Below are 25,462 nucleotides of genomic sequence, written 5' to 3'. Positions count from 1 at the left end.
GCCGTGATCGCCGACGGACGGCCGAAACCACTCGGCGCACCTCTCAGGAGAGGGGCGGTCCGCTCTCCGCGTCTCCCCGGGCCCGGCCGGTGTTCGTGTTTTCCTGAGCCCGGTCGGTGTCCGCGTTTCCCCGTGCCGGATCGTCATCCGCCCGGCTTCGCGCCCGGCCGGTGTTCGTGTCTCCCAGCGTCCGGCCACCGTCCGCGCCTCCCCGCACCGGGGCGGAGGACTCCCCGGAGTCGACGTCGGGTTCGGGCTCGCGGCCGGGGGTCATGATGTTCAGTCTTCTGATCAGGAAGGTGAAAACGGTGTAGTAGATCACCGCGTAGAACAGCCCCATCACGATGATGATCGGTATCCCCCGGGCGTTGGGCGCGGTCCCGTAAAGACCGAGGTCGATCAATCCGGAGGAGAAGCTGAAGGCGAGTTTGGCGCCCAGGGCGGAGGCGACGGCCATGGAGATGCCGGTGAGTACGATATGGATCACGAACAGGACCGGCGCCACGAAGATGAAGGCGAACTCGATCGGTTCGGTGATCCCGGTGAGGAACGCGGTGAGCGCCGCGGAGATCATGATCGAGCCGACCGCGGTGCGGCGGTGCGGTGGCGCGGCCCGCCAGATGGCGATCGCGGCGGCGGGCAGGCCGAACATGAGGACCGGGTAGAAGCCGGCCTCGAAGCCGCCGTAGCCGACGGCGCCGTTGTTGAAGCAGATCAGGTCCCCGGCGAGCTTCTTGCCGTCGACCACGCACTCGGGCACCTGGGTCCAGATCACGTTGTTGACGATGTGGTGCATGCCGAGGGGGAGCAGGGCGCGGTTGATCATGCCGTAGATCCCGGCGCCGAGCTCGCTGTTGGAGGCGAGCCAGGCCCCCGAGGCGCGGACCCAGCCGCCCAGCAACGGCCAGACGAAGCCGAAGAGCACGCCGATCACGAGCCCGGCGAAGGCGGTGAGGATCGGCACCAGGCGACGCCCGCCGAAGAAGGCGAGCCAGGTCGGCAGCTTGGTGCGGTAGTAGCGCTGCCAGAGCAGGGCCGAGACCAGGCCCATCACGATCCCCCCGAGCACCCGGGTCGGGTTCTGCGCGCCGAGGTTCAGCACCGTGTCGGGGACGCCGGGGTCGCTCCTGTCGAACACCTCCGTGGTGATGGGCCCCCGCAGATCGGCGTCGAAGAGGATGAAGAACATGTTCATGCTCACGGCGTGGAAGACCAGGTAGCCGACGAGTGCCGCCAGGGCGGTGGAGCCGTCGGCCTTGCGGGCGAACCCGATGGCGACGCCGATCGCGAACAGGATGGGCAGGTTGTCGAACAGGGCGCCGCCCGCGGTGCCGACGACCCGGGCCACGTCGTCGAGCAGCGCGCTGTCGGTCCGGCCGAGGAGGTCGTCCTGCCCGAGCCTGAACAGCAGACCCGCGGCCGGCAGGACCGCGATCGGCAGCATCAGGGACCGTCCCAGGCGCTGGAGCACGCTCATCGCCGCGGACCCGCGCGGGTGGGCGGCGGGCGGACCCGCGTCCGCCGGGAGAGGGCTCATCGGGCTTTCCTCCAGAGGCTGGAAGGGAGGAGGGCGGCGAAGGGGCGGTGGGCGGGGGGTGACGGTGGCGGTACGGGCACGGCGGATGGGACGTTGTCGGAGGGCGAGGTCGGCGGTGGACGGGACGTGCGCGGGAAGTCGAGGCCGGTAACCGGTCTCGGATGTGGCCGAGAAGCGGGATCGGTGGCGGGTCTCGGCTGTGGCCGAGAAGCGTGGTCAGCTGCGGCGGGTCGGTATCTCCAGGATCGTACGGAGCTGGTAGCGGTCGGCGCGATAGGTGGACACCCCGAGTTCCGCGCAGACACCTCCCGCGAAGGAGCGTCGCTGGAGTAGCAGCACGGCCCCGCCGCGCGGCAGCTTCAGCAGGTCGGCGTCACCGGGATCGGCGATGCCGCCGTCGATGGTGAGCTCTCCGGCGTCGAGCACCAGGCCGTAGCGGGTCTCCAGAAGGGCGTAGAGGGAGCGGCCCGTCAGGTCGTGGGTGTCGAGGTCGGGCGCGAGGGAGACGGGAATGTGGGCCCGCTCGATGCACATGGGCTCGTCGGCCGCGGTCCGCAGCCGTTCGATGAAGTGAACCTCGTCGCCCGGCTGGATGCCGAGTTCCCGCGCCAGGTGCGCGCTCGCCCTGACCACCCGCCGGTCCAGGTCGCGGGAGCCGGGTTCCATGCCCCTGGCGCGCATCTCGTCGCTGAAGGAGGTGAGCCGCAGGGACATCTCGATCTTGGGGCGGGCCACGAAGGTGCCCTTGCCCGCCACCCGCTGCAGCCTGCCCTCGGAGACGAGGTGGTCCACGGCCTGCCGCACGGTCATGCGGGACAGTCCGAAGCGCTGGCAGAGCTCGCGTTCCGACGGGATCGCCGTGCCGATCGCCAGCTCGTTGTTCTCGATGAGATCGAGCAGGATCTCCCGGAGCTGGAAGTATTTGGGCACCGGGCTGTCCGGATCGATCCGGGCCACAGGATCCTCCCCCCTCGATCTGAGATGCCTCATGAGTTATGGTTCGTACTGGTCTAGTCCGGACTAGACCACAGGCCGGAAAAGGGTGTCAACGTACGGACCGGAGACGGATCGGTAACGGCCCGGTCTCGTCCGTCCGAACCGAAGGATGAGCGCGAGATGACGACCAAGATGCGCAGCGAGATCGCCGAGCAGCCCGCCGCGCTGCGAGCCACGCTCGACGCACTTCTCCCCAGGGTCGGGGAGGTGGAGCGGCTCGCCGGGCAGACCCGCCAGCTGCTGTTCATCGCCCGCGGCACCTCCGACAACGCCGCGGTCTACGGCCGCTATCTCGCCGAGACGCACACGGGCAGGCTCTCCACGCTCGCCGCTCCCTCGATCGCCACGACCTACCGGCGCAGGCTGGACCTCGACGGTGTGCTGGCCGTCGCCCTCTCCCAGTCGGGCAGGACCGAGGAGATCGTCGAGACCCTCGCCTGGGCGAAGGACTGCGGCGCCAGGACCGTGGCCATCACCAACGGCGGCGAGCAGACCCCCCTCGCGCAGGCCGCCGACCTCGCCCTGTGCACGGTCGCGGGCGAGGAGAAGGCCGTCCCCGCCACCAAGACCTACACCACCGCGCTCGCCGCGCTCGCCGTGCTCGCCCTCGGGCTCGGCGCGGACGTCGACGCCGCCGATCTGCGGCGGGTTCCGGACGCGGTCGAGAAGCTGATCGGTGACCCGGGCGACCTGGAGGCGATCGTCGAGGGCCTGGCAGACAAGCCGGGTGTCGTGGTCTCCGGCCGGGGTCTGGCCTTCTCCACCGCGCTGGAGGTGGCGCTCAAGCTCAAGGAGGCCTGCTACCTGCACGCGATGGGCCTGTCGTACGCCGACCTTCTGCACGGCCCGATCGCCGTGGTCGACTCCGACACCCCGGCCATCCTGGTCGCGGCGGGCGAGGGCCCGACCCTGGCGGGCACCGTGGCGCTCGCGGAGAGGGTGACCGGCGCGGGCGCCTCGGCGTACACGGTCGGCGGCGGCAATGCGCTCTCCTCGGTCGCCACCGCCGCGCTGAACGGCCCCGACCTTCCCGAGTGGGTCGCGCCGCTGGGCCTCATCGTCCCAGGTCAGCTGCTCACCGAGGCGCTCGCGCGCAGGCTGGGGATCGACCCCGACTCCCCCCGAGGTCTCAACAAGGTGACCCAGACCGACTGATCGTGACATGTCCTTTAGCCTGGTCATAGCCTTGGGGACAGGGTGATCACATCTGGAGGCGACATGGCGGCCGACGCCGACGCGATCATCGCTGGACTCGGTGGGGCGGACAACATCATCGAGATCGAACCGTGCATCACCCGGCTCCGCACCGAGGTGCGCGACGCCTCCAGGGTCGACCAGGCCGCCCTGCGGGCGGCCGGCGTGCACGGTGTGATGGCGGCGGGCAACGTCGTCCAGGTGGTGGTGGGCCCCGAGGCCGACACGATCGCCAGCGACATCGAGGACATCATCGGCTGAACACGACCGACATGGACATGGGCACGAGCCGATCAGGGCAGGGGAGGACGCTCTCACGGCGGGGGTGTGCCCGAACGGCCCGAGTGGTACGGGCGACGCGGGTGGCAGGGGCGGCAGGGTCAGGGATGGGCCGCCCTCGCGGGCGGCGGCAGGCCGAGGGGGGAACGGTGACCACAGTTCTGGCACCGGTCGCGGGGGTGGCCGTGCGGCTCGGCTCGGTGCCCGACCCGGTTTTCTCCGAAGGACTGGTCGGGCCCGGTGTGGCGATCGAGCCGGACAGGGTGCCCGGCAGGGTGCTCTCTCCCATCGCGGGCACCATCGTCAAGCTGCACCCGCACGCGTTCGTGGTCGTCGGCGACGACGGCCGGGGGGTCCTCGTCCACCTCGGCATCGACACGGTCGAACTCAGGGGCGAGGGCTTCGAGACACTGGCCGCCGAGGGTGACCGGGTGAGCGCGGGGCAGCCGGTGGTGGCGTGGGATCCGGCCGGGATCGAGGCCGGCGGGCGCTGCCCGATCTGCCCGGTCGTGGCGCTCGACGCCGCCGCGAGTGCCGTCACCGGCCTCGTCACGGGGGCCGTCGACGCCGGGGACGACCTTTTCGAGTGGGACGATCCGGTCTGAGAGCTCGCGGAAGCGACCACGAGACACTGGCCGTGCGACACCGGGCGAAGCCGAGAGTGGGGACGAGAAGTGGCGACGACAGCGAGACCGCCCGTGAAGGCGGCACTCTTCGATCTCGACGGAACGCTGATCAACACCGAGCGGCGGAGCATGGCGATGTGGTCGATGCTGCTCGACAGCCACGGGGTGGTCCACGACGAGATCGTGCTGCGCGGATTCATGGGACGGCGTGGGCGCGACGTCCTGACGGAGCGCGCCCATCTCTTCCCCGGTAAGCGGATCGACGACCTGATCGAGGAGGTCTTCTCCTTCCAGGACCATCCCGGCCTGCCCGGCATCGTGCCGGTGCCCGGCGCCGCCGAACTGGTCCGCAGGGTCGCGGCGCACGGTTCGCCGGTCGCGGTCGTCACCTCCGCCGACCGTGACTGGGCGGAGGAACGGCTCGCGCAGGTCGGTGTCCGCGACCTGCTGGAGACGATCGTGTCCGCCCACGACGTGATCGTGGGCAAGCCCGACCCCGAGGGATTCCTCCTGGCCGCCGCACGCCTGTCGGTCGATCCGGCACACTGTGTGGCGTTCGAGGATTCCATTGCCGGGATCACGGCGGCGAAGGCGGCGGGCATGGCGTGCGTGGGCATAGCGACCACGCACGCGGGCACCGAGCTGGCCGGGGCCGATCTCGTGGTCACCGACCTGACGGGGGTCGCCTGGCCCCTGTCGCCCAACGATCTCGCGGTCTAGACCGCGAGAGGACTCTCGGGAGGAACACGTGGCCGAGCGCCAAGTCATCGTCAAGTCGGAGGTCGGCCTGCACGCCAGACCCGCCGCGACGTTCGTCCAGACGGCCGCCAAGGCGTCCCTGGACGTCACCGTCGCCAAGGGGGGCGGCGAGCCGGTGAACGCGAAGAGCATCCTGGGGGTCCTCTCGCTCGACGTCAGGGAGGGCGACACCGTGGTGATCAGGGCGGAGGGTGAGGGGGCCGACGAGCTCGTCGACCGGCTGGCCGACATCGCGTCGGCGCCGTGAGCACACTCACCGGGGTGGGGGTCAGCCCCGGGGTCGGTGTCGGCCCCGCCCACGTGCTCGCGTACGAGGCGACCGTCCCCGCCCCTGACTCCCGGCACGGCGGGGACGCCGGGGACGCCGAGGCGGAGCTGGCCAGGGCCGGGCGGGCGCTGGAGCGGGTCGCCGCCGACCTGGAGGAGCGGGGGGTCCGCGTCGGAGGCGAGGCGAGGGAGATCCTCCAGGCGCAGGCCATGATGGCGCGCGACCCCGGCCTGGCCGACGGGGTGGCGAGGCTGGTCGAGGCGGGTACCTCCGCGGCCCGCGCGGTCTACGAGGCGTTCGGCCACTATCGCGACCTGCTCGCCGCGGCCGGGGGATACCTCGGCGCGCGCGTCGCGGACCTGGACGACATCAGGGACCGTGTCGTCGCGGTGATCGAGGGCAGGTCGATGCCCGGCGTGCCCACCGGCACCGGGCAGCCGTACGTCCTCGTCGCCCGTGACCTGGCGCCCGCCGACACGGCGCTGCTGTCTCCCGACGTGGTGGCGGCCTTCGTCACCGAGCAGGGCGGACCCACCGGCCACACCGCGATCCTCGCCCGCGCCCTGGGGGTGCCGGCCGTGGTGGCCTGCCAGGGGGTGACCTCGATCGTTCCGGGGACGCCGCTGCTGGTCGACGGTGCCTCGGGCCTCGTACGGCCCGAGCCCTCCGACGACGAGGTCCTCCGGGCGCGCGAGGCCGCCGCCGCGCGGAAGGCGGGACAGGCGTCCGCCAAGGGGCCGGGCAGGACCGCCGACGGGCACGCCGTGCCGCTGCTCGCCAACATCGGCGGGCCGCGCGACGTGGCCGCCGCGCTGGAGCACGGGGCCGAGGGGGTCGGACTGTACCGGACCGAGTTCCTCTTCCTCGACCGGGCCGAGGCGCCCTCAGAGCAGGAGCAGGAGGCCGCCTACCTGGAGGTGCTGGACGCCTTCCCCGGCGGCGGGGTGGTCGTGCGGACCCTCGACGCGGGAGCCGACAAGCCCCTCGCCTTCCTGCCACCGGGAGCGCACGAGCCCAACCCGGCGCTGGGGGAGCGCGGGGTGCGGCTGTTCAGGACGCACCCGGAGATCATGGACACCCAGCTCGCCGCGCTGGCCGCGGCGGCCTCCCGTTCGTCGGCGAGGCTCCAGGTGATGGCGCCGATGGTGGCCACCGCCGAGGAGGCCGCCTGGTTCGCCGACGCCTGCGACGCGGCGGGGCTGCCGTCGGCGGGCGTGATGATCGAGATCCCGTCGGCGGCCCTGCGCGCCGCCGACCTGGCGGTCCGTGCTGCTTTCTTCTCCATCGGCACCAACGACCTCGCCCAGTACGCCCTCGCCGCCGATCGGCAGCTGGGCGCGCTGGCCGGGCTCCAGGAGGCATGGCAGCCCGCGCTGCTCGACCTGGTCGCCCTCGCCGCGGCGGGTGCCGCCGAGCGCGGGAGGCCGTGCGGGGTCTGCGGTGAGGCCGCGGCCGATCCCGCCCTCGCCTGTGTCTTCGTCGGGCTCGGGGTGACCTCGCTGTCGATGTCCGCCCCGTCGCTGCCCGCCGTGCGGGCCGCTCTGGCGCGCCACACGCGGCAACAGTGCCACCTCGCCGCCGTCGCGGCGCGGGCCGCCTCCTCCGCGGGCGAGGCGCGCGCCGAGGCGCGCTCGCACCTGCCCGGCCTCGCCGATCTCGGCCTCTGACGTGGGTGGATCCCCTTCACAGGTGGCGAGGACCCGGCGGGTGAGGGGCGTGGGGCCGGTGGTGACCGGGTGGATGCGGAGGCAGTGGTGCGCAAGCCCGGATAGCGTAAGCGGCATGGCTCGGTGGACACGTGTGGCGGGTATCGCAGTGATCGCGACGATGATGGCGGGATGCGCCGAGGCGGGGATGGCCGCTCCGCCCACCTCGGGTGCCACCCGGGCAGACGAGACCCCCGCGAACGCCGACGCGGCGGCACCCACCGGCACGACCGCTGTGACCCCCGGGGTACCCGAGACCGCTGTGACTCCCGATCCCTCCGCTCCCCCCGCGGCCTCCGCGACGGCGGAGGCGCCGGGCGTGGAGGGCGTGCTCGCCGCGATGAGCGTGGAGGAGAAGGTCGGCCAGCTGTTCATGCCCGTGCTCTACGGCCCGTCGGCCGACACGGCGTCGGGGGAGAACCAGGCGAGGTTCGGCGTGGACACCCCGGCGAAGATGGTCGCCCGCTATCGCCCCGGCGGGGTGATCCTCTTTCCCTGGGCGGGCAACGTGAAGAATGTGCGGCAGGTCGTGGCGTTGACCAACGGGCTGCAGAAGGCGTCCCCCGAGATCCCGCTCCTGATCGGCATCGACCAGGAGAACGGCAAGGTATCCCGCCTCGCCCCCCTGGTCACCCCCCTGCCCGGGGCCTCGGTCATCGGCGCGACCGGCGACGTCTCGCTGGCCCGCCGGGCCGCCAAGGTGACGGGCACCGAACTGCGCGCCCTGGGCGTGAACCTCGACTTCGCGCCCGTCGCCGACGTCAACCTCAACCCGCGCAACCCGGTGATCGGCCCGCGCGCGTACGGCTCCGACCCGAAGAAGGTGGCGCCGATGGTCGCCGCCGCCGTACAGGGCTTCCACGACGCGGGAATCGGGGCGACGGCGAAGCACTTTCCCGGTCACGGTGACACCGCCGTCGACAGCCACACCGGGCTGCCGGTGATCAAGCACTCCCGGTCCCAGTGGAACAGACTGGACGCTCCGCCGTTCGCCGCGGCGATCGGCAAGGACGTCGACGCGATCATGAGCGCGCACGTCGTGATGCCGAAGCTCGACCCCTCGGGGGACCCAGCCACCCTCTCCAAGCCGATCCTGACCGGGCTGCTCCGCGAGAAGCTCGGCTTCGACGGGGTCGTCTCGACCGACGCGCTGGACATGGCGGGGGTACGCAAGAAGTACCGCGACGGGGATGTCGCGGTACGGGCGATCCAGGCGGGGGTGGACCTGCTGCTCATGCCGCCGGACTACCGCGAGGCCCATCGGGCGCTGCTCGCGGCCGTGGCGTCCGGAAAGATCTCCGAGGCGCGGCTCGACCAGTCCGTCCGGCGACTGCTGAAGCTGAAGGCCGCTCGCGGCCTGCTGAACAAGGCGCCGGTCGCCGACCCCGCCAAGGCCGAGCGGGTGCTTCGCTCGGCCGAGCATCTCAAGGTCGCCCGGCTCATCGCCTCACGGGGCCGCTGAGCGGGACCCCGGGGCTCCGTGCCGTCAGGGGTGGATCAGGCGACCTGAAGGTTGCCGGTCCTGGCCAGCGAGACGACGAGCGACTGGATGATGCGCGTGAGCAGGGCCTCGATCAGCATGACGGCGGCCTTCGCGATCACGGTGGAGATGAATCCGGACATAGTAACCTCACAGGGAGAAAGGGGTCTTAAGGCGATAATTCATACCAAAGGAGTCTAAGTCACCAGTCACGAGGTTACCGTTTGGTGAACGTTCGGTGACGAACCCCGCCTCGACGCCTGGAAGGCCACCCCGGCCGCCGTCGTGGCGGCCGCGCTCCCCAGGGCGACCGTCCACCCCACCGGCCCCAGGTAGCGGCAGTCGAAGAACCGGCAGAGCCACGGGAGCGAGACCGACGCCCCCAGAACGCCGAGGGAGAGCAGCGAGGCGAGAACGACCATGCGATCCCGGCTGCCCATCGCCAGGGTCTGCAGCAGCTGCGACGCCACGAGCGCGACCAGCCCCATCGAGTTCGCCCGCCCGCGCGTACCGGTCACCCTGCCGATCGCCCAGGCCAGACCCGCCGCGCTCGCCGTGGTGGCGGCACGCAGGTAGATGTCGCGGGTCAGGGAGGCCCCCAGCGAGGCCTCGGGCCCCTCGTCGAGCAGCTTCTCCGGGCTGGTGGCCGTCGGCGGCCTGGAGGCCACCGCCATCGCGGGCAGCATGTCGGTGAGCAGGTTGACCAGCAGCAGCTGCCGGGCGTTCAGCACGTTTCCGCCGCTGACCAGGCTGGACCCGACCGCGAAGACGATCTCGCCGATGTTGCCGCCGAGCAGGATGCTCAGGGCGTCGCGGACCGAGCTCCACATCGCCCTGCCCTCGATGATCGCGTCGACGATCGTCTCGATGCGGTCGTCGGTCACCACGATGTCGGCCGCCGCCCGCGCCGCCGGGGTGGCGCGGGAGCCGAGGGCGATCCCCACGTCCGCGACCCGGATCGCGGGGGCGTCGTTGGCGCCGTCGCCGGTGACCGCGACCACCTTGCCGGTCCGGCGCAGGCAGCCGACGATCCGCGCCTTGTGCGCCGGAGTGGTCCTGGCGAAGACCGTCACCTCGGGCAGCGCCTCCACCAGGGCGTCGTCGTCCATCTCGTCCAGCTCGGGCCCCGTCATCACCTGCCCGCCGTTCAGCACGTTCAGCTCGACGCCGATCGCCTCGGCCGTGCTCGGATGATCGCCCGTGATCATGACAACGCGTACGCCCGCCCGGGTGAGGCGGCCGACGCTCTCCGCGGCCGTGGGCCGCACGGGGTCGGCGAGGCCGAGGAACCCGAGAAAGCACAGCTCCTGGATGCGGGACTCGTCGAGATCACGACGGCTGGAGGCGGGGCGCTCCGCGACCGCGAGCACCCGATAGCCCTGCCGGGCGAGCTGGTCGAGCTCTTTTTCGATCTCCGCCACGAGATGGTCCGCGAGGGGGACCACCTGGCCGTCACGAAGTATGGAGGTGCACCGGGTGATCATGATCTCCGGAGCGCCCTTGACGCTCAGCAGCGGGCCGGAGTCACCCTTGCCGAGTACGGCGTGGTAGCCGCGCCCCGGCTCGAAGGGGATCTCGTCGATCCGCTCCCAGCTCCCGGCCCCCTTCTCGGTCACGCCCAGCTGCTCGGCCCCCTTGAACACGGCACGGTCGGTGGGATGCGCGACGGAACGCCCCTCGCCATGCTTGGGGCAGGCGCGTACCCCCGCGGTCACGACGTACCTCAGCTCGGGCGTCAGGTCCTCCAGAGTGCGTGCCTCCTGCAGGTCGGAGACGCACCGCAGGCTGATGCGCCCCTCGGTGAGGGTTCCCGTCTTGTCGAAACACAGGACGTTCACCCGGCCGAGGGCCTCGATCGTGGAGGGATTGGGCACCAGGGTCCTGCGGGTCGACAGCCGCCGCGCGGAGGCGAGCTCCGCGACCGAGGCGACGAACGGCAGCCCTTCGGGTACGGCGGCGACGGCGAGGCTCACCGCCGGCGCGAGCGCCTGCGCCACGGGGCTGCCGCGCAACAGGTCGGTGGCGAGCAGGACGACGCCGGATCCGACCGCGACGGGAAGGACCCGCCGGCTCAGCTCCCGCAGCCGCAACCGCACGCCCGAGGCCGGGGGCTGCTCCGCGGCGAGCCTGGCGGTCCTCGCCGCCTCGGTCGACTCACCCGCGGCGACCACCACGGCGAGCCCGCTTCCGGCCGCCACCGTCGTCCCCTGGTAGACCATCGAGGTCCGGTCGGCGACGGCGGGCGCGTTGACGGGCTCCGGTGACTTGGTGACGAGCTGCGACTCGCCGGTCAGGGCGGCCTCGTCGATCTCCAGGCCCACCGCCTTGAGTACGCGGCAGTCGGCCGGCACGGTGTCACCCGCGCGCAGCTCGACCACATCGCCGGGTACGAGGTCCTCGACGGTCGCCTTCACCCGCTCGTGGGAGCGAGCGGCGCTCGCCTTCTCCTGAGGGCCGGGATCGGAAGGTGGAGCCGATCTCGCCCGCTTGCCCGGTGTGAGGTCCTTGGCGGTCACGTTCGCCTGATCCTGGGGGCGGCGCAGCCGTACGGGAATCGCCACCGTCTCGGTCAGGCGGTGCAGTGCCCGGTCGGCCCTGTATCGCTGGCTCCCTCCGATGAGAGCGTTGGCGAGCACGACCGTGCCGATCATCACCGAGTCGGAGACCGAGCCGACCATGGCCGACAGGCCCGCCCCGGCCGCCAGGACGGGGGTGAGCGGGTTGGCCAGCTCCTCGGCGGACACGTGGAGCAGCGAATCGGGGCCCTTCGGCTCTCCCGATCCCGTGGTCGACCTGCGCCGCCTGGCCTCGGCCTCACTGATCCCCTCGGCCGACGAGCCCAGCAGGGCCAGGACCTCCTTGGCGGGCATCGCGTGCCAGGGGGTCGTGTCGATCAGGACCGGCGGCTTCTCCCGTCCGGCCTGCCAGCCCGCCCACCCGCCCGCGACGAGGGCGGCCATTGACGTGCAACTGCTCGCGAACTGCGCCTTGCTCTGGGAGTTCTCCGCCGGTCCGAGGGTCGTCAGCACGCCTCCGGCGACGGTTCCCGCGGTGGTGAGCCACACGCAGCGTTCGCTCGTCCTCCTCGCGGGCCCCAGGCAACTCAGGAGCAGGTGAACCTCCTCAAGCTCGGCGATCACGTCCGCGTCCCAGGGCACCCGGCCCGAGCGGCGCAGCACACCGATCCCCAGGTCGGCCTGGGCGAGCGCGGCCATGCGGCGCTCCGACACCACGGCGACCCCGTGACCCGCCGCCTGGAGGGCGCGGACCGACCGGGCGAGCCGGGGACCGCCCGGCACGATCTCGTCGATGCCGAGCCGCAGGCCGAGTTCCGTGTCGTCTCCCGCGAGCGCCACGGCGCACGCACCCCCGGCCGCGGCGACGATCGCGTCGGCGAGCGGGTCGACCCGCGGCGCCATGCCGACAAGGGCGACGGGAACGCCCTTCCTCGTCACGTGAACGGCCCGGATCCCCCGGACCTCCCAGTCCCTGGCCTCCTCCGTGACGAGCCCGGCGGGACCCTCGAGGGGTTCGGCCTTCCACGTGTCGCGCTCCCTCCGCGCGCCGGGGTCGTCGACGTCGATCAGGGTGAGCAACCGCGCACGCAGCACGTCGAGCCCCTCGCCGTTCGCGGAGTCCGCGTCACCGAGGGGGATGATGCGGTCGATCTCCCACGAACCGGTGCCGAGCACGTCGGCGTCGAGGATGACCGTGTCGATGCCGTCCATGCGGCGCAGGGCGCGATTGTGGAGGACGACCGCGCCGCGTCTCGCCAGGGCGCGCCCGATCGCGACCGCGAAGAACTCGCGGCCCAGTTTCGCGGCCTTGGGCGTCGTCGCGGTGAGCATGGCGACGGCACGCGCGTGGCCGTCGCCGAGAAGGTACGTCAGCCCGGAGGCGCCGGCCGCCACCGGGCTTCCGACGCGTTCGAACCGATCCACCGGGCTGTGGGCCATGGGCGCGGGACGCCGCCTCCTCGCGGTGCGGATGTGGCGGTAGGAGCCCTTTCTCGACGCCAGTTCGTGCTGACGCGCCTCCCAGGCCCGCCGCGTGTCGCGCGCCTCGGCGTAGCGGCCCGCGGCGGTGATCGACTGGACGAGCATCTCCACCCGGCGCAGCGCCAGGGTGTGGGTGACGATGTTCGCCGTCGCGAACAGGTTGACGGTGGCCGGACCGCCGATGCGGCGTTCCACCTCGTGGCGGACTCTCGGGGTGGACTCGGCCAGACCCAGCAGGGCGGGAAAGATCGGCGGGATCGACGGTGCGCGCACCGCCTGCCCGGCGAACGCCACACCCGCCCCGATCAGGTTCGCGCCGAGCCGGATGCCGGCCCGGGTGTGCCGCTCCACCAGCCTGGCGGTATGGTGCTCCGCCAGCCTGGAGGCGACGAATTTCAGCGCCGGAGACGAGGTCTCGCCGGACTCGGTGTCCTCTTCCTCCTCTTCGGCTTCATCCTCTTCCTCTTCGGCTTCTTCGGCTTCCTCTTCCAGGTCGTCGGTCAGATCGTCGCCCGCACCCTCGTCGTCGAGGGCGTCGATGATCGCCATCAGCCTCTCCAGGTCGACCAGGCCCGTGTCACACCCCACGAAGACGGAGCCGAGGACACCGTTGACCTCCGCTCGCTCGACCCCCTCCAGCTTCAGCAGGGCCTTCTCCAGCCGCCGGGCCTTGGAGTCGCTCCCCGGAGCGCCGATCACACGCAGATCGACATGGAGCCCTCCGGAACAGACACGCCTCCCACGCGAATGTGGCAGGGCGTTTCTGACCGCGCCGGGTACGACCTTGATCGCACCGGGCACGACGCTCCAGAGGGTTTCCGCGGGAACGGACAGCAGGCGGGGCACGAACATTCAGATCTCCAGCAGACAAGATGACGGGGCCGATCAGGCCTTTGTTGACGCGTGGCCTGATCGGCCCCATCGCTGCGACTACTTGGACGACTTCCCGGAGGTCGACCCTTTCGAGCGAGAGGCGGACGGCGTCGCCCGGGACGCGGAGCTCGCGGTGCGAGAGGTGGACGCCGACGCGCGAGCCCGCGAAGTGGGCGTCGCGGCCCGTCGCGACGTGGACTTCGTGGTCCGCGACGCCGGCTTGGTGGTCCGCGACGCCGGCTTGGTGGTCCGCGACGCCGGCTTGGTGGTCCGTGCCGCGGGCTTCGCGGCCCGGGACGCGGGCTTCGCGGTCCGTGAGCGCGAGGTGGACGTGCCGGCCCGGGAAGCGCCGCTCGTGGTTCGTGAGGTGGTGCTTCCCGCACGGCTCGCGGTGGTGCGGGTCCGTGAGGTGGGGCTCGTGGCCCGGGACGCGGCGCCGGTCGCGCGGGACGCGGCGCCCGCCGCGCGTGAGGCGGCACCGGTCGCCCGTGAGGCGGCGGCGCCGGTCGCGCGGGTCGCGGCGCCCGCCGCGCGTGAGGTGGTGCTTTTCGCACGGGATGTGGGTTTCGTGGCCCGTGAGGCGGTGCCCCCTGTACGGCTCGCGGTGGTGCGGGTCCGTGAGGTGGGGCTCGTGGCCCGGGACGCGGCGCCCGCCGCGCGTGAGGCGGCGCCGGTCGCGCGTGAGGCGGCGCCGGTCGCCCGTGAGGCGGTGCGGGTCGCGCGTGAGGCGGCGGTGCCCGCCGCGCGGGTCGCGGTACCGGCTGCCCGGGACGCGGCGCTCGCGGTGCGCGACGCGGCGGTGCCCGCGGCTCGGGAGACGGTGCTCGCGGTCTTGGAGGCGGTGCGTGACGCGGACGCCGCCGTACGGGAGGGCGTGGTCCGTGCCGTGGGCTTCGCGGTCCGTGAACGTGAGGTGGACGTGCCGGCCCGTGTCCGGGACGTGGTGCCTCCCGTGCGAGAACGGGATGTGGCACCGGTGGTCCGGGTCCGGGATGTCGCCCTCGTCGTCGGGGACGTGGCGCCGCCGGGCGAGGCGGCGGATGTCGAGGGTCTGGAGACCGGGCTCGGCGCCCCGTTCTTCCTGCGTGCACGTTGCGCGATCAGCGTTCCGACCCCGATGGCCGCCGCTACCGGCCATTCGAGCAATCCAGCCACCGCGAGCGCGCCGAGCCCTCCGTAGTAGGCGATGCGCTCGGCCGGCGGGAGGAAGGACTTGGCCGTGTCCACGGCCTGTCCCGCCTCCTGCCTGCTGACATGCGGCAAGTGAACATGCGGAGGCCGCAGCTGCACGGTCATCATCGGAAGTTTGAGCGTTAACGATTTGCCGTCCTGTTTCCCGCCTGCCTTGGCATGCGTGGTGGACGGCGCGGATGTGGTCGGTCGCTGTGCCGTACGGGCGCGCGACCGGCTCGCCTGAGCTACTGCCATGATCCCTCCTCATGGGAACCGAGGGAAGCTGCAAATGGAGCCCGCAGGAGGTCGATCATGCCTTCTACGTGCGGTTATATGGCCTGAGTGCCATTCTCGTAATCTTCCTCGTATTGAGACCGTGAAACGCGTAACGGTCGTTGAATCGGATGTTAGGGGAGGAATCTCCGGACCGTCGGGTCGCGCCCTGTCTGTTTAGGGATGTTTTGGGAGGTATGCGACCCGGGCTCGCGGCAGGCCACGGTTCGTGAACCACGGGCGGATCGCCGAAGACGCGCGTCGCGTGGACCCACCCGTACACCGCCGAGAGCGAGACGTCGTCGGACGATCCCGTGCCACCACGGACCCGGACGGCGCGGTCGACGGCCTCGCGCGCCCTCCTCGGAGCGACGACCTCGACAGAGGCGGCCGCCCGTGTCCACCGGTCCGCGCCTAACCTGGAAACCGTTCCGGCAAGGAGGAAAGATGCTGAAGGGCGTGCTGATCGACTGGGGCGGTGTGCTCACCGTCGATCTCACCGAGGCGGTCGCCGAGTGGATCGTCGCGGAGAGACTCGACGAGGCCCACTACCGCGAGGTGATGCGTGAACTCATCGTCCACGCGTACGAGAACACGGAGAACGGCGAGAACACCATCCACGCCCTGGAGCGCGGAGAGATCTCCGGCCTGGACTTCGAACGTGACCTGGCGGCCAGACTGATCACGACGGACGGCGTGCCGCCGGCCGCCGAGGGGTTGCTGAACAGGATGTTCTCCCGCTTCCACCGGGTCGAGCCGATGTACGAGATGCTCCGTGAGGCCCGCGCGGCGGGGCTGCGCACCTGCCTGCTCTCCAACTCCTGGGCGAACGAGTATCCCCGCGAGGGCTGGGACGACTTCTTCGACGAGGTCGTCATCTCGGGGGAGATCGGCATGCGCAAGCCCGAGCCCAGGATCTTCGAGCACGCGCTCGGCAGGATCGGCCTGGCCGGGGAGGAGTGTGTGTTCGTCGACGACGTCAAGGCCAACATCGAGGCCGCCCGGCGGCTCGGCATCGTCGGCGTGCACCACCGCGACCCCGAGGTGACCATCGCCGAGTTGGAGACCCTGTTCCAGGTCTCGCTGCGCTGACCTGTCCCGCTCACCTCTCACCCTGTTCACCCTGTCACCCTGTCACCGTGCCCGATGCCGGGCCGTCGGTCGCCGCCCCCGGATCGTGCCGCTCCGCGCGGGTGGTAACACCGGGGGGCGCCGATGCTGGCACACTCGATGCGTGAATCGGCGCCGAACGGTGCCGATGTCGGAGAGACAGATCGAGGCATGGATGCGCGTCTATCTGCCGTGTACGCTTCCGGCGCTGGCCCGCGTGGTCACCGTGGGGGAGTTGGGTCCGGCCCCGCTGACCGGCTACGCGGTGACCCCCGCGTTGACCGAGTGGTACGCCTCGGGTGACACCGAGGAACTCGAGTACGTCGCCCTGACCGAGGCGGCCAGGCATTCCCTGCGGATGCTCGCCGCCGACCGCGCCGACGGGGTGGAGGTCGCCGCGCGGCGGGTGGTCGTCGCCGTCGACGTGCCGGAGGGCGACGTGAGCGCGAGCACCGACCTGGAGGAGCGCGCCCGGGTGCGGCTCGCCGCCGTGGTCCCGCTGAAGCTGGTCGCCGCGGTCCACGTGGACGACCTGCCCGCGGTGAAGGACGTCGAGGCCGCTCTCGCCGCGCTGCCCGCGGCCGATCGCGGCGACGACGACGCCCGCTTCACCGTGGACGGCGCCGAGGCGAACGAACTCCTGTGGTACGCCACCCAGGAGATCCCCGACCTGGTCGGCTGATGGGAGCCACCGGGTCGGCTGATCGGGCGGATTCGGTGCCTGACAGCCGCCGGTGGGTGAGCACCCTCTTCGGCTGGACCGATGTTCGAGTCCTGAGGTCGGACCGTGCCCTCGCCGGTGGTCAGGGGCCTTGATCACTGATGGATGTCGTGCCCGATCTGGTGGCGCGAGACCGGTCCGGCAGCGTGGCGTCCGGAGTCTCGTGTCCTCTCCTCCCGCGGGCCGAGCGCGGAGGAGATTCCCTCGGCCGGCCCTGTCGTGAGCACCTCGGACCGGGCCTCGGACCGGGCCTCGGACCGGGGCGCCGAGAGGGCCGTATCCCCTGCCGCGGCGCCGATCCGACGGGAAATTTCGCTATCCTGGAGGGCAATATGAGACACATTGTTTGGGATTGGAACGGCACGCTGTTTCACGACATCGACGCCGTCGTCGGTGCGACGAACGCGGTGTTCGAGCCCTACGGGCGTTCCTACGATGCCGACAGCTTCCGCGCGGTCTACACGCGCCCGATCTGGACCGCCTACGAGCGCATGCTCGGCCGTGCCCTTGAGGACGGCGAGTGGGAGAGGCTCGACCTCGGCTTCCACGAGAACTACCACAGGCTGATGCTGGAGTGCGGGCTCGCCGCCGACGCCCTCTCCACCCTGCGGAGCTGGGAGCGCGCGGGGGGCAAGCAGTCTCTGCTGTCCATGTGGGCGCACGAACGGCTGGTTCCCAAGATCGCGGAGTTCGGGATCGACCACCACTTCACCCGGATCGACGGCCTGCGCGGTGTCCCCGGCGGGCACAAGGCCGAATCCATGGTGGCCCACCTCGCCGCCCTCGGCGTCGACCCGGCCGATGTCCTCGTCATCGGCGACAGCCTGGACGACGCGCACGCCGCTCAGCACGTCGGGGCACGCGCGGTCCTCTACACCGGTGGCATGACCAGCCGGGCCGATCTGATGGCCTTCGGCGTCCCGGTCGTCGACACCCTGGAGAACGCGCTCGACCACGCCTGAGGGCAGTGAGGGCGCCGACACGGGCACCGAGGGCGCCGACACGGGCACCGAGGGCACCGACGGACGCTGAGGGCGCTGACACGACCTCACGAGAACCGGCGAACGGATCCTTTCGGTATCGAAGGCGGTCACCGCACGCCCGGGGCCTTACCCTGGGCATCCACCCCCATTCCGGGAGGCCCCCGATCAACCGCCTCGTTCTCTGGAACATCGACCTCACGCTGGTCGACGTGTCGATCGTCACCCGTGAGGCATACGCGGAGGCGTTCCGCGCCGTCACCGGAAGGCCCCTGGTCAAACTGACCCAGGCCAACGGGCGTCCCGACTCGGAGATCGTGTTCGAGATGCTCGCCATCAACGGGATCCTCGCCGAGGACGACCACCTCCCCCGGTTCCTCGACGCGCTCGCCGACTCCTTCGGAGCCCGGCGCAGGCGCCTGGCCAAGGAGGGCAGGATGATGTCGGGCGCCCGCGACGCCCTGAAGGCCGTGGCGAGGCTCGACGGCGTGGTCCAGTCGGTGCTCACCGGCACGATCAAGAGCAACGCGGCGCACAAGCTGACCGCGTTCGGCCTCGACAGGCACATCGACTTCGAGATCGGCGGTTACGGTGAGGAGGTATATCCCAAGGCGACCCTCCTGCAGGTCGCGCAGGGACGGGCCAAGCGGAAGTACGGGGCGACCTTCGACGGGCGTAACACGGTGCTGGTCGGCGACTCGGCCAGGGATGTCCAGGCCGCCAGGATCGCCGGGGCCGCGATGATCGGGGTCGCCTCGGGGCGTTCCCTCCCGGCCGAACTGCACGAGGCGGGAGCCGACGTGGTCCTGCCCGACCTCTCCAACCCCTCCGAGGTCGTCGCCGCCGTCGCCGGTCTCACCTCTCCGGCCCGGCGTGCCGGCCACTTCCCCGCGGACCGCTGACCTCCGGCTCCCGGCGGCGGCCAACGGCCGTACGAGGGCGAATCACACGGAGTCCGTCGCTGTCCGGAGCTGTCCGGAGCTGTCCGGAGCTGCCCTTCGTCACCGGTCGGCCCCACATGCCCGGCGGCGATCCATGTCCCCGGCCCGATGCCGCTCGTTCCCTTCGGAAGGTCCGTACGTGGGTGTCCCACACCGGGGGGCCGGAGGGTGTGTGGTCCCGGGGGATGACATTCGGGTGGGGCACCGAGAGGATGGAGTCATGGTTGAGGAAGGTGCGCCGCTCTGGGAGCCGTCCCCGGAGATCGTGAGAAACGCCAAGGTCACCCGCTACGCGGAATGGCTGGGCCGGTCCGGTGACTACGAGTCCCTGTGGCGGTGGTCGGTCGACGCGCCTGAGGAGTTCTGGACGTCGATCTGGGACTACTTCGGGGTGGTGGGGGAGCGCGGCGACGGGCCCGTCATGTCGGGGGAGATGCCCGGCACCGAGTGGTTCGCCGGGTCGACGCTGAACTACGCGGCGAACGCGCTGCGCGGGGCCGCGTCCGACCCCGGGCGGCTCGCGGTGGTCTCCCGCGACGAGGCGGGCGGACGCCGGGCGCTCACCCTGGGAGAACTCGCCGAGGAGGTGGCGCGGGTCCGTACGGGGCTCGCCGCGCTGGGTGTCGGGCGCGGTGACCGGGTGGCGGCCTACCTGCCGAACGTCCCCGAGGCGCTGATCGCCTTCCTCGCGACCGTCTCCCTGGGCGCCGTCTGGTCCTCCTGCTCGCCCGACTTCGGCGCGCCCAGCGTGATCGACCGTTTCACCCAGATCGAGCCGAAGGTGCTCATCGCGGTGGACGGCTACGACTACAACGGCAGGCGCTTCGACCGGAGCGCGGTCGTCCAGGACATCGCCGCCAAGCTGCCGACCCTGGTGGCGCGGGTGCGCGTCCCGGCCCAGGACGCGCTCGGCGCCGACACCTCCGGTACGGCACAGCAGGCGGCCGTGACCGGTGACGGCGTCCGTACGGTGAGCTGGGCGGAGGTACGCGCCGTCGCGGGACCGCTCGACTTCGAGCCGGTGCCGTTCGGGCACCCGCTCTGGATCGTCTACTCCTCGGGCACCACCGGGTTGCCCAAGCCGATCGTGCACGGTCACGGCGGCGTGGTGCTCGAGCACCTCAAGGCGCTCTCCTTCCACCAGGACCTGGGCGAGGGCGACGTCTTCTTCTGGTACACCACGACCGGCTGGATGATGTGGAACTACCTCGTCGGCGGCCTGCTGGTCGGTTCGGCGGTGGTGCTCTACGACGGGGCGGCGACCTACCCGGAGACCGGCGCGCTCTGGCGGCTCGCCGCGGAGGAGGGGGTCACCTACTTCGGTACGGGGGCTCCGTACGTGATCGCGTCCATGAAGGCCGGCCTGGAGCCGTCCGGTCTCGACCGGCTGCGTGGCCTCGGCTCCACCGGCTCGCCGCTGCCGCCCGAGGGGTTCGCCTGGGCGCACGACGTGATGCCGGAGGTCCAGCTCGGCTCGTTCTCCGGCGGCACCGACGTGTGCACCGGTTTCGTGGGCGCCGTACCGCTGCTCCCGGTCCGCGCGGGGGTGATCCCGTGCCGCTGCCTGGGGGCGAGGGTCGAGTCCTTCGACCCGTCGGGCGCGTCGGTGGTCGGCGAGGTGGGCGAGCTGGTGCTGACCCTGCCGATGCCGTCGATGCCGGTGATGTTCTGGAACGACCCCGAGGGGTCCCGCTACCGCGACAGCTACTTCTCCGAGTATCCGGGCGTCTGGCGGCACGGCGACTGGATCAAGATCCTTCCCGATGGCGGCTGCGTGATCTACGGCCGCTCCGACTCGACCCTGAACCGGGGCGGTGTCCGGATGGGCACCAGCGAGTTCTACCGCGTGGTGGAGCGCTTCGAGGAGATCACCGACAGCCTGGTGATCGACACCGGCCAGCTCGGTCAGGAGGGTCGCCTGCTGCTGTACGTCACCATGGCCGAGGGGGCACCCCTGGACGACGATCTGGTCGGGCGCCTGCGCAGGGAGCTGAGGGAAGGTCTCTCACCGCGCCACGTGCCGAACGAGATCATCGAGGTTCCCGGCATCCCCCGTACCCTCAGCGGTAAGAAGCTGGAGGTCCCCATCCGTAAGATCCTCCTCGGCGCGGCGCCGGAGCAGGCCGCCAACCTCGACGCGATGGCCAACCCCGAGGTCCTGTCCCACTTCGTACCGGGAGCCGACATCACCCGGCACTGACCTCCCAGGAATCGCGGGCACGCGGCGCCGACCGCCCCCGGAGCCACGCGGCGTCGACCGTTCGGGGACCGGTGCCACGCGGCACCGACCTCCCGGGAGCGGCCTCCCGGCACCGGCCTCCCGGGAGCGGTGTCACCCGGCACCGGCCGTCCCCCGGGAGTGGCGTCACGCCGCTCTGGCCTCCCGAGGAGCGGTGTCACGCCGCTCTGGCTCCCAGGAAGCCGCTCTGGCCCCCGGGAAGCGGTGTCGCGCGGCACCGCTTCCCGGGGAGCGGCGTCGCACGACGGCGGCCGCCCCTCGGGAGCGGTGTCACGCGGCCTTCGGGGGTCAGATCCCCTGGGGAAGGCGGAACAGGCGGCCCGGGTCACGGGCGGCCTTGACCTGGGCGAGCCTGGTGGCGTTGCCCCCGTAGTAGGCGGCGCGCCAGCCGCCGAGCTCAGGGTCGACGTAGTTGACGTACGCGTGGTCGCCGAAGTGGGGCCGCATCGCCGCACGCGCGGTCCTGGTCCAGACCCTCGCGCCGAGGCGGTGGGCGTAGTACTGCACGCTGTAGAGGGCGGTCCGGTGCGGGAAGGCCGTGGCGTCGGGGCGGACCCTGGCGACGGCGCCGCCGAGGGCGTCCAGCAGCACGGTGTGCTCGCCGGGGCGGGCGACCTGGGCGACGAGGGCCTTGGCCCCGGCCTCGGAGAGCGGGCGGTAGGCCATGTGCGACTTGGCGGTGAAGTTGCCCCTGGACAGCCGCCCGCCCCGGGCCTGTCCGGGCAGGGTGGCGGGCAGGCGGCACTCGGCGACCGAACGCGAGGCGCAGCCCGCCATGATGAGCATCGCCTGGCGGTAGGAGGTCTGGGTGACGGAACTCGACGACGGCGACCCGGCCGCGCCGGCGAGCCGGTCGAGCAGCCGTTCGCAGCCGGCCTTGCCGCCGAGGTAGAGCCCGACGACCTCCACGTCCGTCCCGCCGTTGCGGCTCAGGTGCATCCCCGACCACATGGCGTCGGGAGCCGAGGGAGCCCACGCCTGCCAGGCGCGCAGGGCCTTCACCGCCTTCGACCACGGCCAGTGCAGGAAGAACACCGTGACCTCGCGGGTGGGGTGGGTGCGGAACTCGAAGGAGACCGCCACGCCGAGGTTGCCCCCGCCGCCGCCCCGCGAGGCCCAGTACAGGTCGGCGTTGTGGTTCGCGTCGCAGGTCAGCAGCCGTCCGTCGGCCGTGACGATCTGGACCGACTCCATCACGTCGCAGGTCAGCCCGTACTTCCTGGAGACCACGCCGATGCCGCCGCCCAGGGTCAGCCCGCTCACCCCGACCGTCGCGCAGGTGCCCGCGGGGACGCTGACCCCGCTCGCGGCCAGCTTGTCGTAGAGGTCGATCAGCTTGGCACCCGCCCCGACGGTCGCGCGCCCCGAGGAGTGGGCGACCTTGTTCATCCGGGACACGTCGAGGACGAGACCGTTCCCGGTGGACCAGCCCGCGTAGGAGTGGCCGCCGGAGCGTACGGCGAGCGGCAGTTTCAACCGGCGCGCGAAGCCGACGCACTCGGCGACGTCGGAGGGGTTGGCGCAGAGGGCCACCCCCGCGGGCCGGATCGCGTCGAAGGTGGGGTTGAACAGCTTCCTGGCGCCGGGGTACGCGGCGTCGCCGGGCCGGATGAGCTTGCCGTCCAGCCCTTCGGCGAGCGCCCGCCAGTCGGCGGGCCGTGGCGCGCCCGCGGCGCCCCTGGCGGTGGTGTCGGCCTGGGCGCCGTTCATGCCGACGGCGCCCAGGGGGGATAAGCCCTGAGCGCCCAGCGTGAGGGCGGCGAGGCCGCCGGTTCGAAGGAATGCCCGCCTGTCCGGGGGGGTCGGCATGTTCTTACTCCCGAGAATCGGTGTCACCTGCCTGATAAGGACGGCCACACCGCCCTTCAGGTTGATCACGTTCGCATCACGTCCCCTGAACCACGCGCAGTGCGAGGGCCGGGCACATCTCGACGGCCCTGCGGGCCATCCGCCGGAACTGGGCGGGTACGGTGTCGCGGCTGAACACCGGGTAGCCGTGCTCGTCGAGGCGGACGAGGTCGGGGGCGAGTTGCGCGCACAGGCTGTGGCCCTGGCAGCGGGTCCAGTCCACGGTGAGCTTCACCTCCGGCTCGTTCTCCTGCGGGGGCAGGGGGAGCACACCGTGCACCGGGCGCCCGCAGCCGCCGCGCAGCAGGTGCTCCTCGATGTCCTCGGGGAAGGCGTCCAGCGCCGACAGTACGAACCTGGACGTTCCGTCGGGGTGGAAGCACGCTCCCCTGCCCTTCACGCTCGCGGACCTGCTCCGCAACTCGTCCAGGGCGGAGGCGGACCCGTTCACGAGCTCGGCCATCGACTGCGCGACGTCCGGGAGGCCGAGGCGGCAGGGGCCGCACTGCCCCGACGACTGGGCGGCGAGGTATCTCGCGACCCTGACCGTCTCGCCCAGCGGGCAGGTCTCCCCGCCGAGCGGCACGATGATCCCGGCGCCGAGCTGGCCGCCCGCCTCCGCGATGCCCTGACGGGAGACGGTCGCCACGGCCGCGGCGTCCGCGTGCAGCCACGCGCCGTGGTAGCCGCCGACCAGCACCCCGTCGCCGGTCGAGGCCTGGCAGGCGTCCAGGACCGCGTACAGCGGGGTGCCGGTCGCGACCTCGACCACGGCGGGGGCCTTGGCCGAGCCGCCCACGGTGAGCAGGACCGTCCCCGGCTCGCGTGCCGTGCCGACGTCGGCGTACCGTTCCGCGCCCAGGGTGGCGAGGACCGCGAGCTGGGCGTACGTCTCGGCGTTGGACAGCAGGGTGGGCAGCCCGTTCACGCCGCTCTCCACGGCCCGCACCTTGCGGCCGGGCGGCTCGCCGACCTGGCCGTTCACCGAACGGACCAGGGCGCCGCCCTCGCCGGAGATGAACCTCTCGACGATGCCGACCACCCGGACCCGGTCACTGATGCCCCGCTCCTCGACCGCGGCGGCCACGGACGACTGGCCCATGCCGCCCTCGACGGTCGCGATCACGACCTGCTTGGCGCCGATCGCGTCCGCCGCGAGGAGCGCGCCCTCGATGACCAGGTGGGGGGTCCTGGTGAGCAGCATCGTGTCCTTGCTGCTCGCGGGCTCGCCCTCGGCCGCGTTGACCAGGACGATCTTGTCGGCCTTCTTGTCCATCACCGCGCGGACCTTGCGGGCGAAGGGGAACGCGGCCCCGCCGCGCCCGCGCATGTCCACCTCGTCGGCGAGCGCCGCGAGCTCCTCACCGGACATGCTCGGCGCGGTGCCGTGCATGTCGCGGTGTTCCGCGAGGTCCATCCTGCGGCAGTCGTCGAGTCCGGCGGTCAGCCTGGCCGGCCCCAGCCGGCGAACGGGTGGGACACGGTAGGGAATCATCCGACATCTCCGATACGGCGAAGCTCCGGCTGCTCCTCACGGACGATGCGCGGGATGCGGCCGACGATGCTCGTGGGCGGGGTGAGGCTGGTGGGCGAGGTCGTCTCCGCCGCGGCCGGCACCGCGGCGGGCACCGCCACCGGTGCCTCCTCGGGTACGAAGATCGGCTTGGGCTGCAGTTCGGAGATCACCCGGATCAGCAGGGCGGCTCCCACCGCGACCAGGCAGACCACGTAGCTCCAGGTCACCCACTCGGCGGGCGCGCGGCCCGCGGTCAGCCCGTGCAGGACCGCCATCGGCCACGCCAGGTAGGCGGAGCCGTGCAGCATGCGCCAGAGCCACGGCCTGCTGTTCTCCGCGAACCTGGCACGGGCCACCCCGGTGAGGAAGACGAGGATCATCAGGTCGGAGGCGATGGCGCCGAAGCCGACGTACAGGCCCTGGCCGCTCGCCGAGAGCGGGATCACGACGGAGGGAAGAGATGTCCTGCTTTCGATGATCTTCATCGTAACGTGGATGGCGAGGAAGCCCATGCCGGCCATGGCGGTGGCCCGGTGGGCGAGCTGCGACCGGATCCTGCCCAGGACGGGCAGCACGATCCGGTCGGCGGAGAGCAGGCCGAGCGCCACGGTCACGGTGAGCGACACGAGGGCGATCACGCCGGAGAAGAACGAGAAGACGCCGCGGACGGCGGCGGCCACCTCCATGCCGGGCGCCGTACGCCCGAGCATCAGGAGGCCGACCACGGAGACCGTGATCGTGACACCGAGGCCGATCCTGGCGGGCCTCTGGTCGAGGCTGATCCCGGCCTCGGACCGGGTGTGCCTCGGAGTCCGTCTGTTACCCACCTGTTGCTCCTGTCTGCGAAGCGGCTCGGACGACGGCTGCGTCCGAGGGGGATGGACTCTGATATCGCGAGATGCCGCCCCCCGTCTCCGCGGGGTGTGGAAGAGGCGCGGAGACGGG

Annotated in this window: 20 protein-coding genes; 13 read left to right on the top strand and 7 right to left on the bottom strand. The window is 71.8% G+C overall.

Annotated elements, in window-relative coordinates; translation table 11 throughout:
* Positions 1–43: 43 nt before the first annotated feature.
* Positions 44–1,537 carry a PTS transporter subunit EIIC gene (locus tag ACFY3V_RS15140; protein WP_389773631.1) on the bottom strand — a complete coding sequence of 498 codons (1,494 nt, stop codon included), beginning with the start codon at positions 1,535–1,537 and terminating at the stop codon, positions 44–46.
* A 216-nt stretch (positions 1,538–1,753) separates the two neighbouring features.
* Positions 1,754–2,527, bottom strand: coding sequence for a GntR family transcriptional regulator (locus ACFY3V_RS15135; protein ID WP_389773628.1), 774 nt, complete (start codon positions 2,525–2,527; stop codon positions 1,754–1,756).
* A gap of 126 nt (positions 2,528–2,653) precedes the next feature.
* Here ACFY3V_RS15135 and ACFY3V_RS15130 point away from each other — a divergent pair, with 126 nt between their 5' ends.
* From ACFY3V_RS15130 to ACFY3V_RS15100, 7 genes are all read left to right on the top strand, one after another.
* Positions 2,654–3,688: an SIS domain-containing protein gene (locus tag ACFY3V_RS15130; protein WP_362906275.1), complete on the top strand. Its 1,035-nt coding sequence runs from the start codon at positions 2,654–2,656 to the stop codon at positions 3,686–3,688.
* A gap of 63 nt (positions 3,689–3,751) precedes the next feature.
* Positions 3,752–3,988, top strand: a complete 237-nt coding sequence (locus tag ACFY3V_RS15125) for a glucose PTS transporter subunit EIIB (RefSeq protein WP_350946508.1) — start codon at positions 3,752–3,754, stop codon at positions 3,986–3,988.
* Positions 3,989–4,155: 167 nt separating this feature from the next.
* Entirely contained in the window at positions 4,156–4,611 is a 456-nt protein-coding gene (locus tag ACFY3V_RS15120; RefSeq protein ID WP_362906277.1) for a PTS glucose transporter subunit IIA, read from the top strand.
* Positions 4,612–4,704: 93 nt separating this feature from the next.
* The gene (locus tag ACFY3V_RS15115) at positions 4,705–5,352 is read left to right on the top strand and encodes an HAD family phosphatase (protein WP_350946510.1); all 648 of its coding nucleotides are present in this window, start codon (positions 4,705–4,707) and stop codon (positions 5,350–5,352) included.
* 28 nt (positions 5,353–5,380) lie between these two features.
* On the top strand, positions 5,381–5,638 hold the full coding sequence (locus ACFY3V_RS15110) for an HPr family phosphocarrier protein (RefSeq protein WP_350946511.1): 258 nt from the start codon (positions 5,381–5,383) through the stop codon (positions 5,636–5,638).
* The gene (gene ptsP, locus ACFY3V_RS15105) at positions 5,635–7,326 is read left to right on the top strand and encodes a phosphoenolpyruvate--protein phosphotransferase (protein WP_362906279.1); all 1,692 of its coding nucleotides are present in this window, start codon (positions 5,635–5,637) and stop codon (positions 7,324–7,326) included. The genes ACFY3V_RS15110 and ptsP overlap by 4 nt, the downstream gene beginning before the upstream one ends.
* A 115-nt stretch (positions 7,327–7,441) precedes the next feature.
* Complete coding sequence (locus ACFY3V_RS15100; protein WP_389773621.1) at positions 7,442–8,827, top strand: glycoside hydrolase family 3 protein; 1,386 nt, start codon at positions 7,442–7,444, stop codon at positions 8,825–8,827.
* Positions 8,828–8,862: 35 nt separating this feature from the next.
* Here the strand turns inward: ACFY3V_RS15100 and ACFY3V_RS15095 are convergent, their stop codons facing one another.
* Positions 8,863–8,988 carry a hypothetical protein gene (locus ACFY3V_RS15095; protein ID WP_350946514.1) on the bottom strand — a complete coding sequence of 42 codons (126 nt, stop codon included), beginning with the start codon at positions 8,986–8,988 and terminating at the stop codon, positions 8,863–8,865.
* A 66-nt stretch (positions 8,989–9,054) separates the two neighbouring features.
* Positions 9,055–13,695, bottom strand: a complete 4,641-nt coding sequence (locus ACFY3V_RS15090; protein WP_389773616.1) for an HAD-IC family P-type ATPase — start codon at positions 13,693–13,695, stop codon at positions 9,055–9,057.
* Positions 13,696–13,777: 82 nt separating this feature from the next.
* Here ACFY3V_RS15090 and ACFY3V_RS15085 point away from each other — a divergent pair, with 82 nt between their 5' ends.
* The 6 genes from ACFY3V_RS15085 to ACFY3V_RS15060 all read left to right on the top strand — a co-directional run bounded on the left by ACFY3V_RS15085 (position 13,778) and on the right by ACFY3V_RS15060 (position 21,114).
* Positions 13,778–14,896: a hypothetical protein gene (locus ACFY3V_RS15085; protein WP_389773613.1), complete on the top strand. Its 1,119-nt coding sequence runs from the start codon at positions 13,778–13,780 to the stop codon at positions 14,894–14,896.
* A 713-nt stretch (positions 14,897–15,609) separates the two neighbouring features.
* Entirely contained in the window at positions 15,610–16,254 is a 645-nt protein-coding gene (locus tag ACFY3V_RS15080; RefSeq protein WP_362906287.1) for an HAD family phosphatase, read from the top strand.
* Positions 16,255–16,447: 193 nt separating this feature from the next.
* Complete coding sequence (locus tag ACFY3V_RS15075; RefSeq protein WP_362906312.1) at positions 16,448–16,954, top strand: DUF6912 family protein; 507 nt, start codon at positions 16,448–16,450, stop codon at positions 16,952–16,954.
* Positions 16,955–17,325: 371 nt separating this feature from the next.
* Entirely contained in the window at positions 17,326–17,955 is a 630-nt protein-coding gene (locus ACFY3V_RS15070; RefSeq protein WP_362906289.1) for an HAD hydrolase-like protein, read from the top strand.
* Positions 17,956–18,140: 185 nt separating this feature from the next.
* Positions 18,141–18,875: an HAD family hydrolase gene (locus ACFY3V_RS15065; RefSeq protein ID WP_389773686.1), complete on the top strand. Its 735-nt coding sequence runs from the start codon at positions 18,141–18,143 to the stop codon at positions 18,873–18,875.
* Between the two features lie 259 nt (positions 18,876–19,134).
* Positions 19,135–21,114, top strand: a complete 1,980-nt coding sequence (locus tag ACFY3V_RS15060; protein ID WP_389773608.1) for an acetoacetate--CoA ligase — start codon at positions 19,135–19,137, stop codon at positions 21,112–21,114.
* Between the two features lie 327 nt (positions 21,115–21,441).
* Here the strand turns inward: ACFY3V_RS15060 and ACFY3V_RS15055 are convergent, their stop codons facing one another.
* The 3 genes from ACFY3V_RS15055 to ACFY3V_RS15045 form a co-directional block, all read right to left on the bottom strand.
* Positions 21,442–22,863: an FAD-binding oxidoreductase gene (locus tag ACFY3V_RS15055; protein ID WP_389773605.1), complete on the bottom strand. Its 1,422-nt coding sequence runs from the start codon at positions 22,861–22,863 to the stop codon at positions 21,442–21,444.
* Between the two features lie 175 nt (positions 22,864–23,038).
* Positions 23,039–24,496 carry an NADH-ubiquinone oxidoreductase-F iron-sulfur binding region domain-containing protein gene (locus tag ACFY3V_RS15050; protein WP_362906295.1) on the bottom strand — a complete coding sequence of 486 codons (1,458 nt, stop codon included), beginning with the start codon at positions 24,494–24,496 and terminating at the stop codon, positions 23,039–23,041.
* Positions 24,493–25,344: a hypothetical protein gene (locus ACFY3V_RS15045; RefSeq protein WP_389773602.1), complete on the bottom strand. Its 852-nt coding sequence runs from the start codon at positions 25,342–25,344 to the stop codon at positions 24,493–24,495. The genes ACFY3V_RS15050 and ACFY3V_RS15045 overlap by 4 nt, the downstream gene beginning before the upstream one ends.
* Positions 25,345–25,462 lie beyond the last annotated feature (118 nt).

The organism is Streptosporangium sp. NPDC000095 (assembly GCF_042899335.1).
Lineage (GTDB): Bacteria > Actinomycetota > Actinomycetes > Streptosporangiales > Streptosporangiaceae > Streptosporangium.
The sequence above is the reverse complement of the archived record's forward strand: the minus strand, read 5'-3'. Positions and strand labels throughout refer to the sequence as shown.

Excerpts from the sequence above, each read along its gene's own strand:
- ACFY3V_RS15140 (WP_389773631.1), bottom strand. The coding sequence starts at position 1,537 with ATGAGCCCTCTCCCGGCGGACGCGGGTCCGCCCGCCGCCCACCCGCGC.
- ACFY3V_RS15135 (WP_389773628.1), bottom strand. The coding sequence starts at position 2,527 with ATGAGGCATCTCAGATCGAGGGGGGAGGATCCTGTGGCCCGGATCGAT.
- ACFY3V_RS15130 (WP_362906275.1), top strand. The coding sequence starts at position 2,654 with ATGACGACCAAGATGCGCAGCGAGATCGCCGAGCAGCCCGCCGCGCTG.
- ACFY3V_RS15125 (WP_350946508.1), top strand. The coding sequence starts at position 3,752 with ATGGCGGCCGACGCCGACGCGATCATCGCTGGACTCGGTGGGGCGGAC.
- ACFY3V_RS15100 (WP_389773621.1), top strand. The coding sequence starts at position 7,442 with ATGGCTCGGTGGACACGTGTGGCGGGTATCGCAGTGATCGCGACGATG.
- ACFY3V_RS15095 (WP_350946514.1), bottom strand. The coding sequence starts at position 8,988 with ATGTCCGGATTCATCTCCACCGTGATCGCGAAGGCCGCCGTCATGCTG.
- ACFY3V_RS15090 (WP_389773616.1), bottom strand. The coding sequence starts at position 13,695 with ATGTTCGTGCCCCGCCTGCTGTCCGTTCCCGCGGAAACCCTCTGGAGC.
- ACFY3V_RS15080 (WP_362906287.1), top strand. The coding sequence starts at position 15,610 with ATGCTGAAGGGCGTGCTGATCGACTGGGGCGGTGTGCTCACCGTCGAT.
- ACFY3V_RS15075 (WP_362906312.1), top strand. The coding sequence starts at position 16,448 with ATGCGCGTCTATCTGCCGTGTACGCTTCCGGCGCTGGCCCGCGTGGTC.
- ACFY3V_RS15070 (WP_362906289.1), top strand. The coding sequence starts at position 17,326 with ATGAGACACATTGTTTGGGATTGGAACGGCACGCTGTTTCACGACATC.
- ACFY3V_RS15060 (WP_389773608.1), top strand. The coding sequence starts at position 19,135 with ATGGTTGAGGAAGGTGCGCCGCTCTGGGAGCCGTCCCCGGAGATCGTG.
- ACFY3V_RS15055 (WP_389773605.1), bottom strand. The coding sequence starts at position 22,863 with ATGAACGGCGCCCAGGCCGACACCACCGCCAGGGGCGCCGCGGGCGCG.
- ACFY3V_RS15050 (WP_362906295.1), bottom strand. The coding sequence starts at position 24,496 with ATGATTCCCTACCGTGTCCCACCCGTTCGCCGGCTGGGGCCGGCCAGG.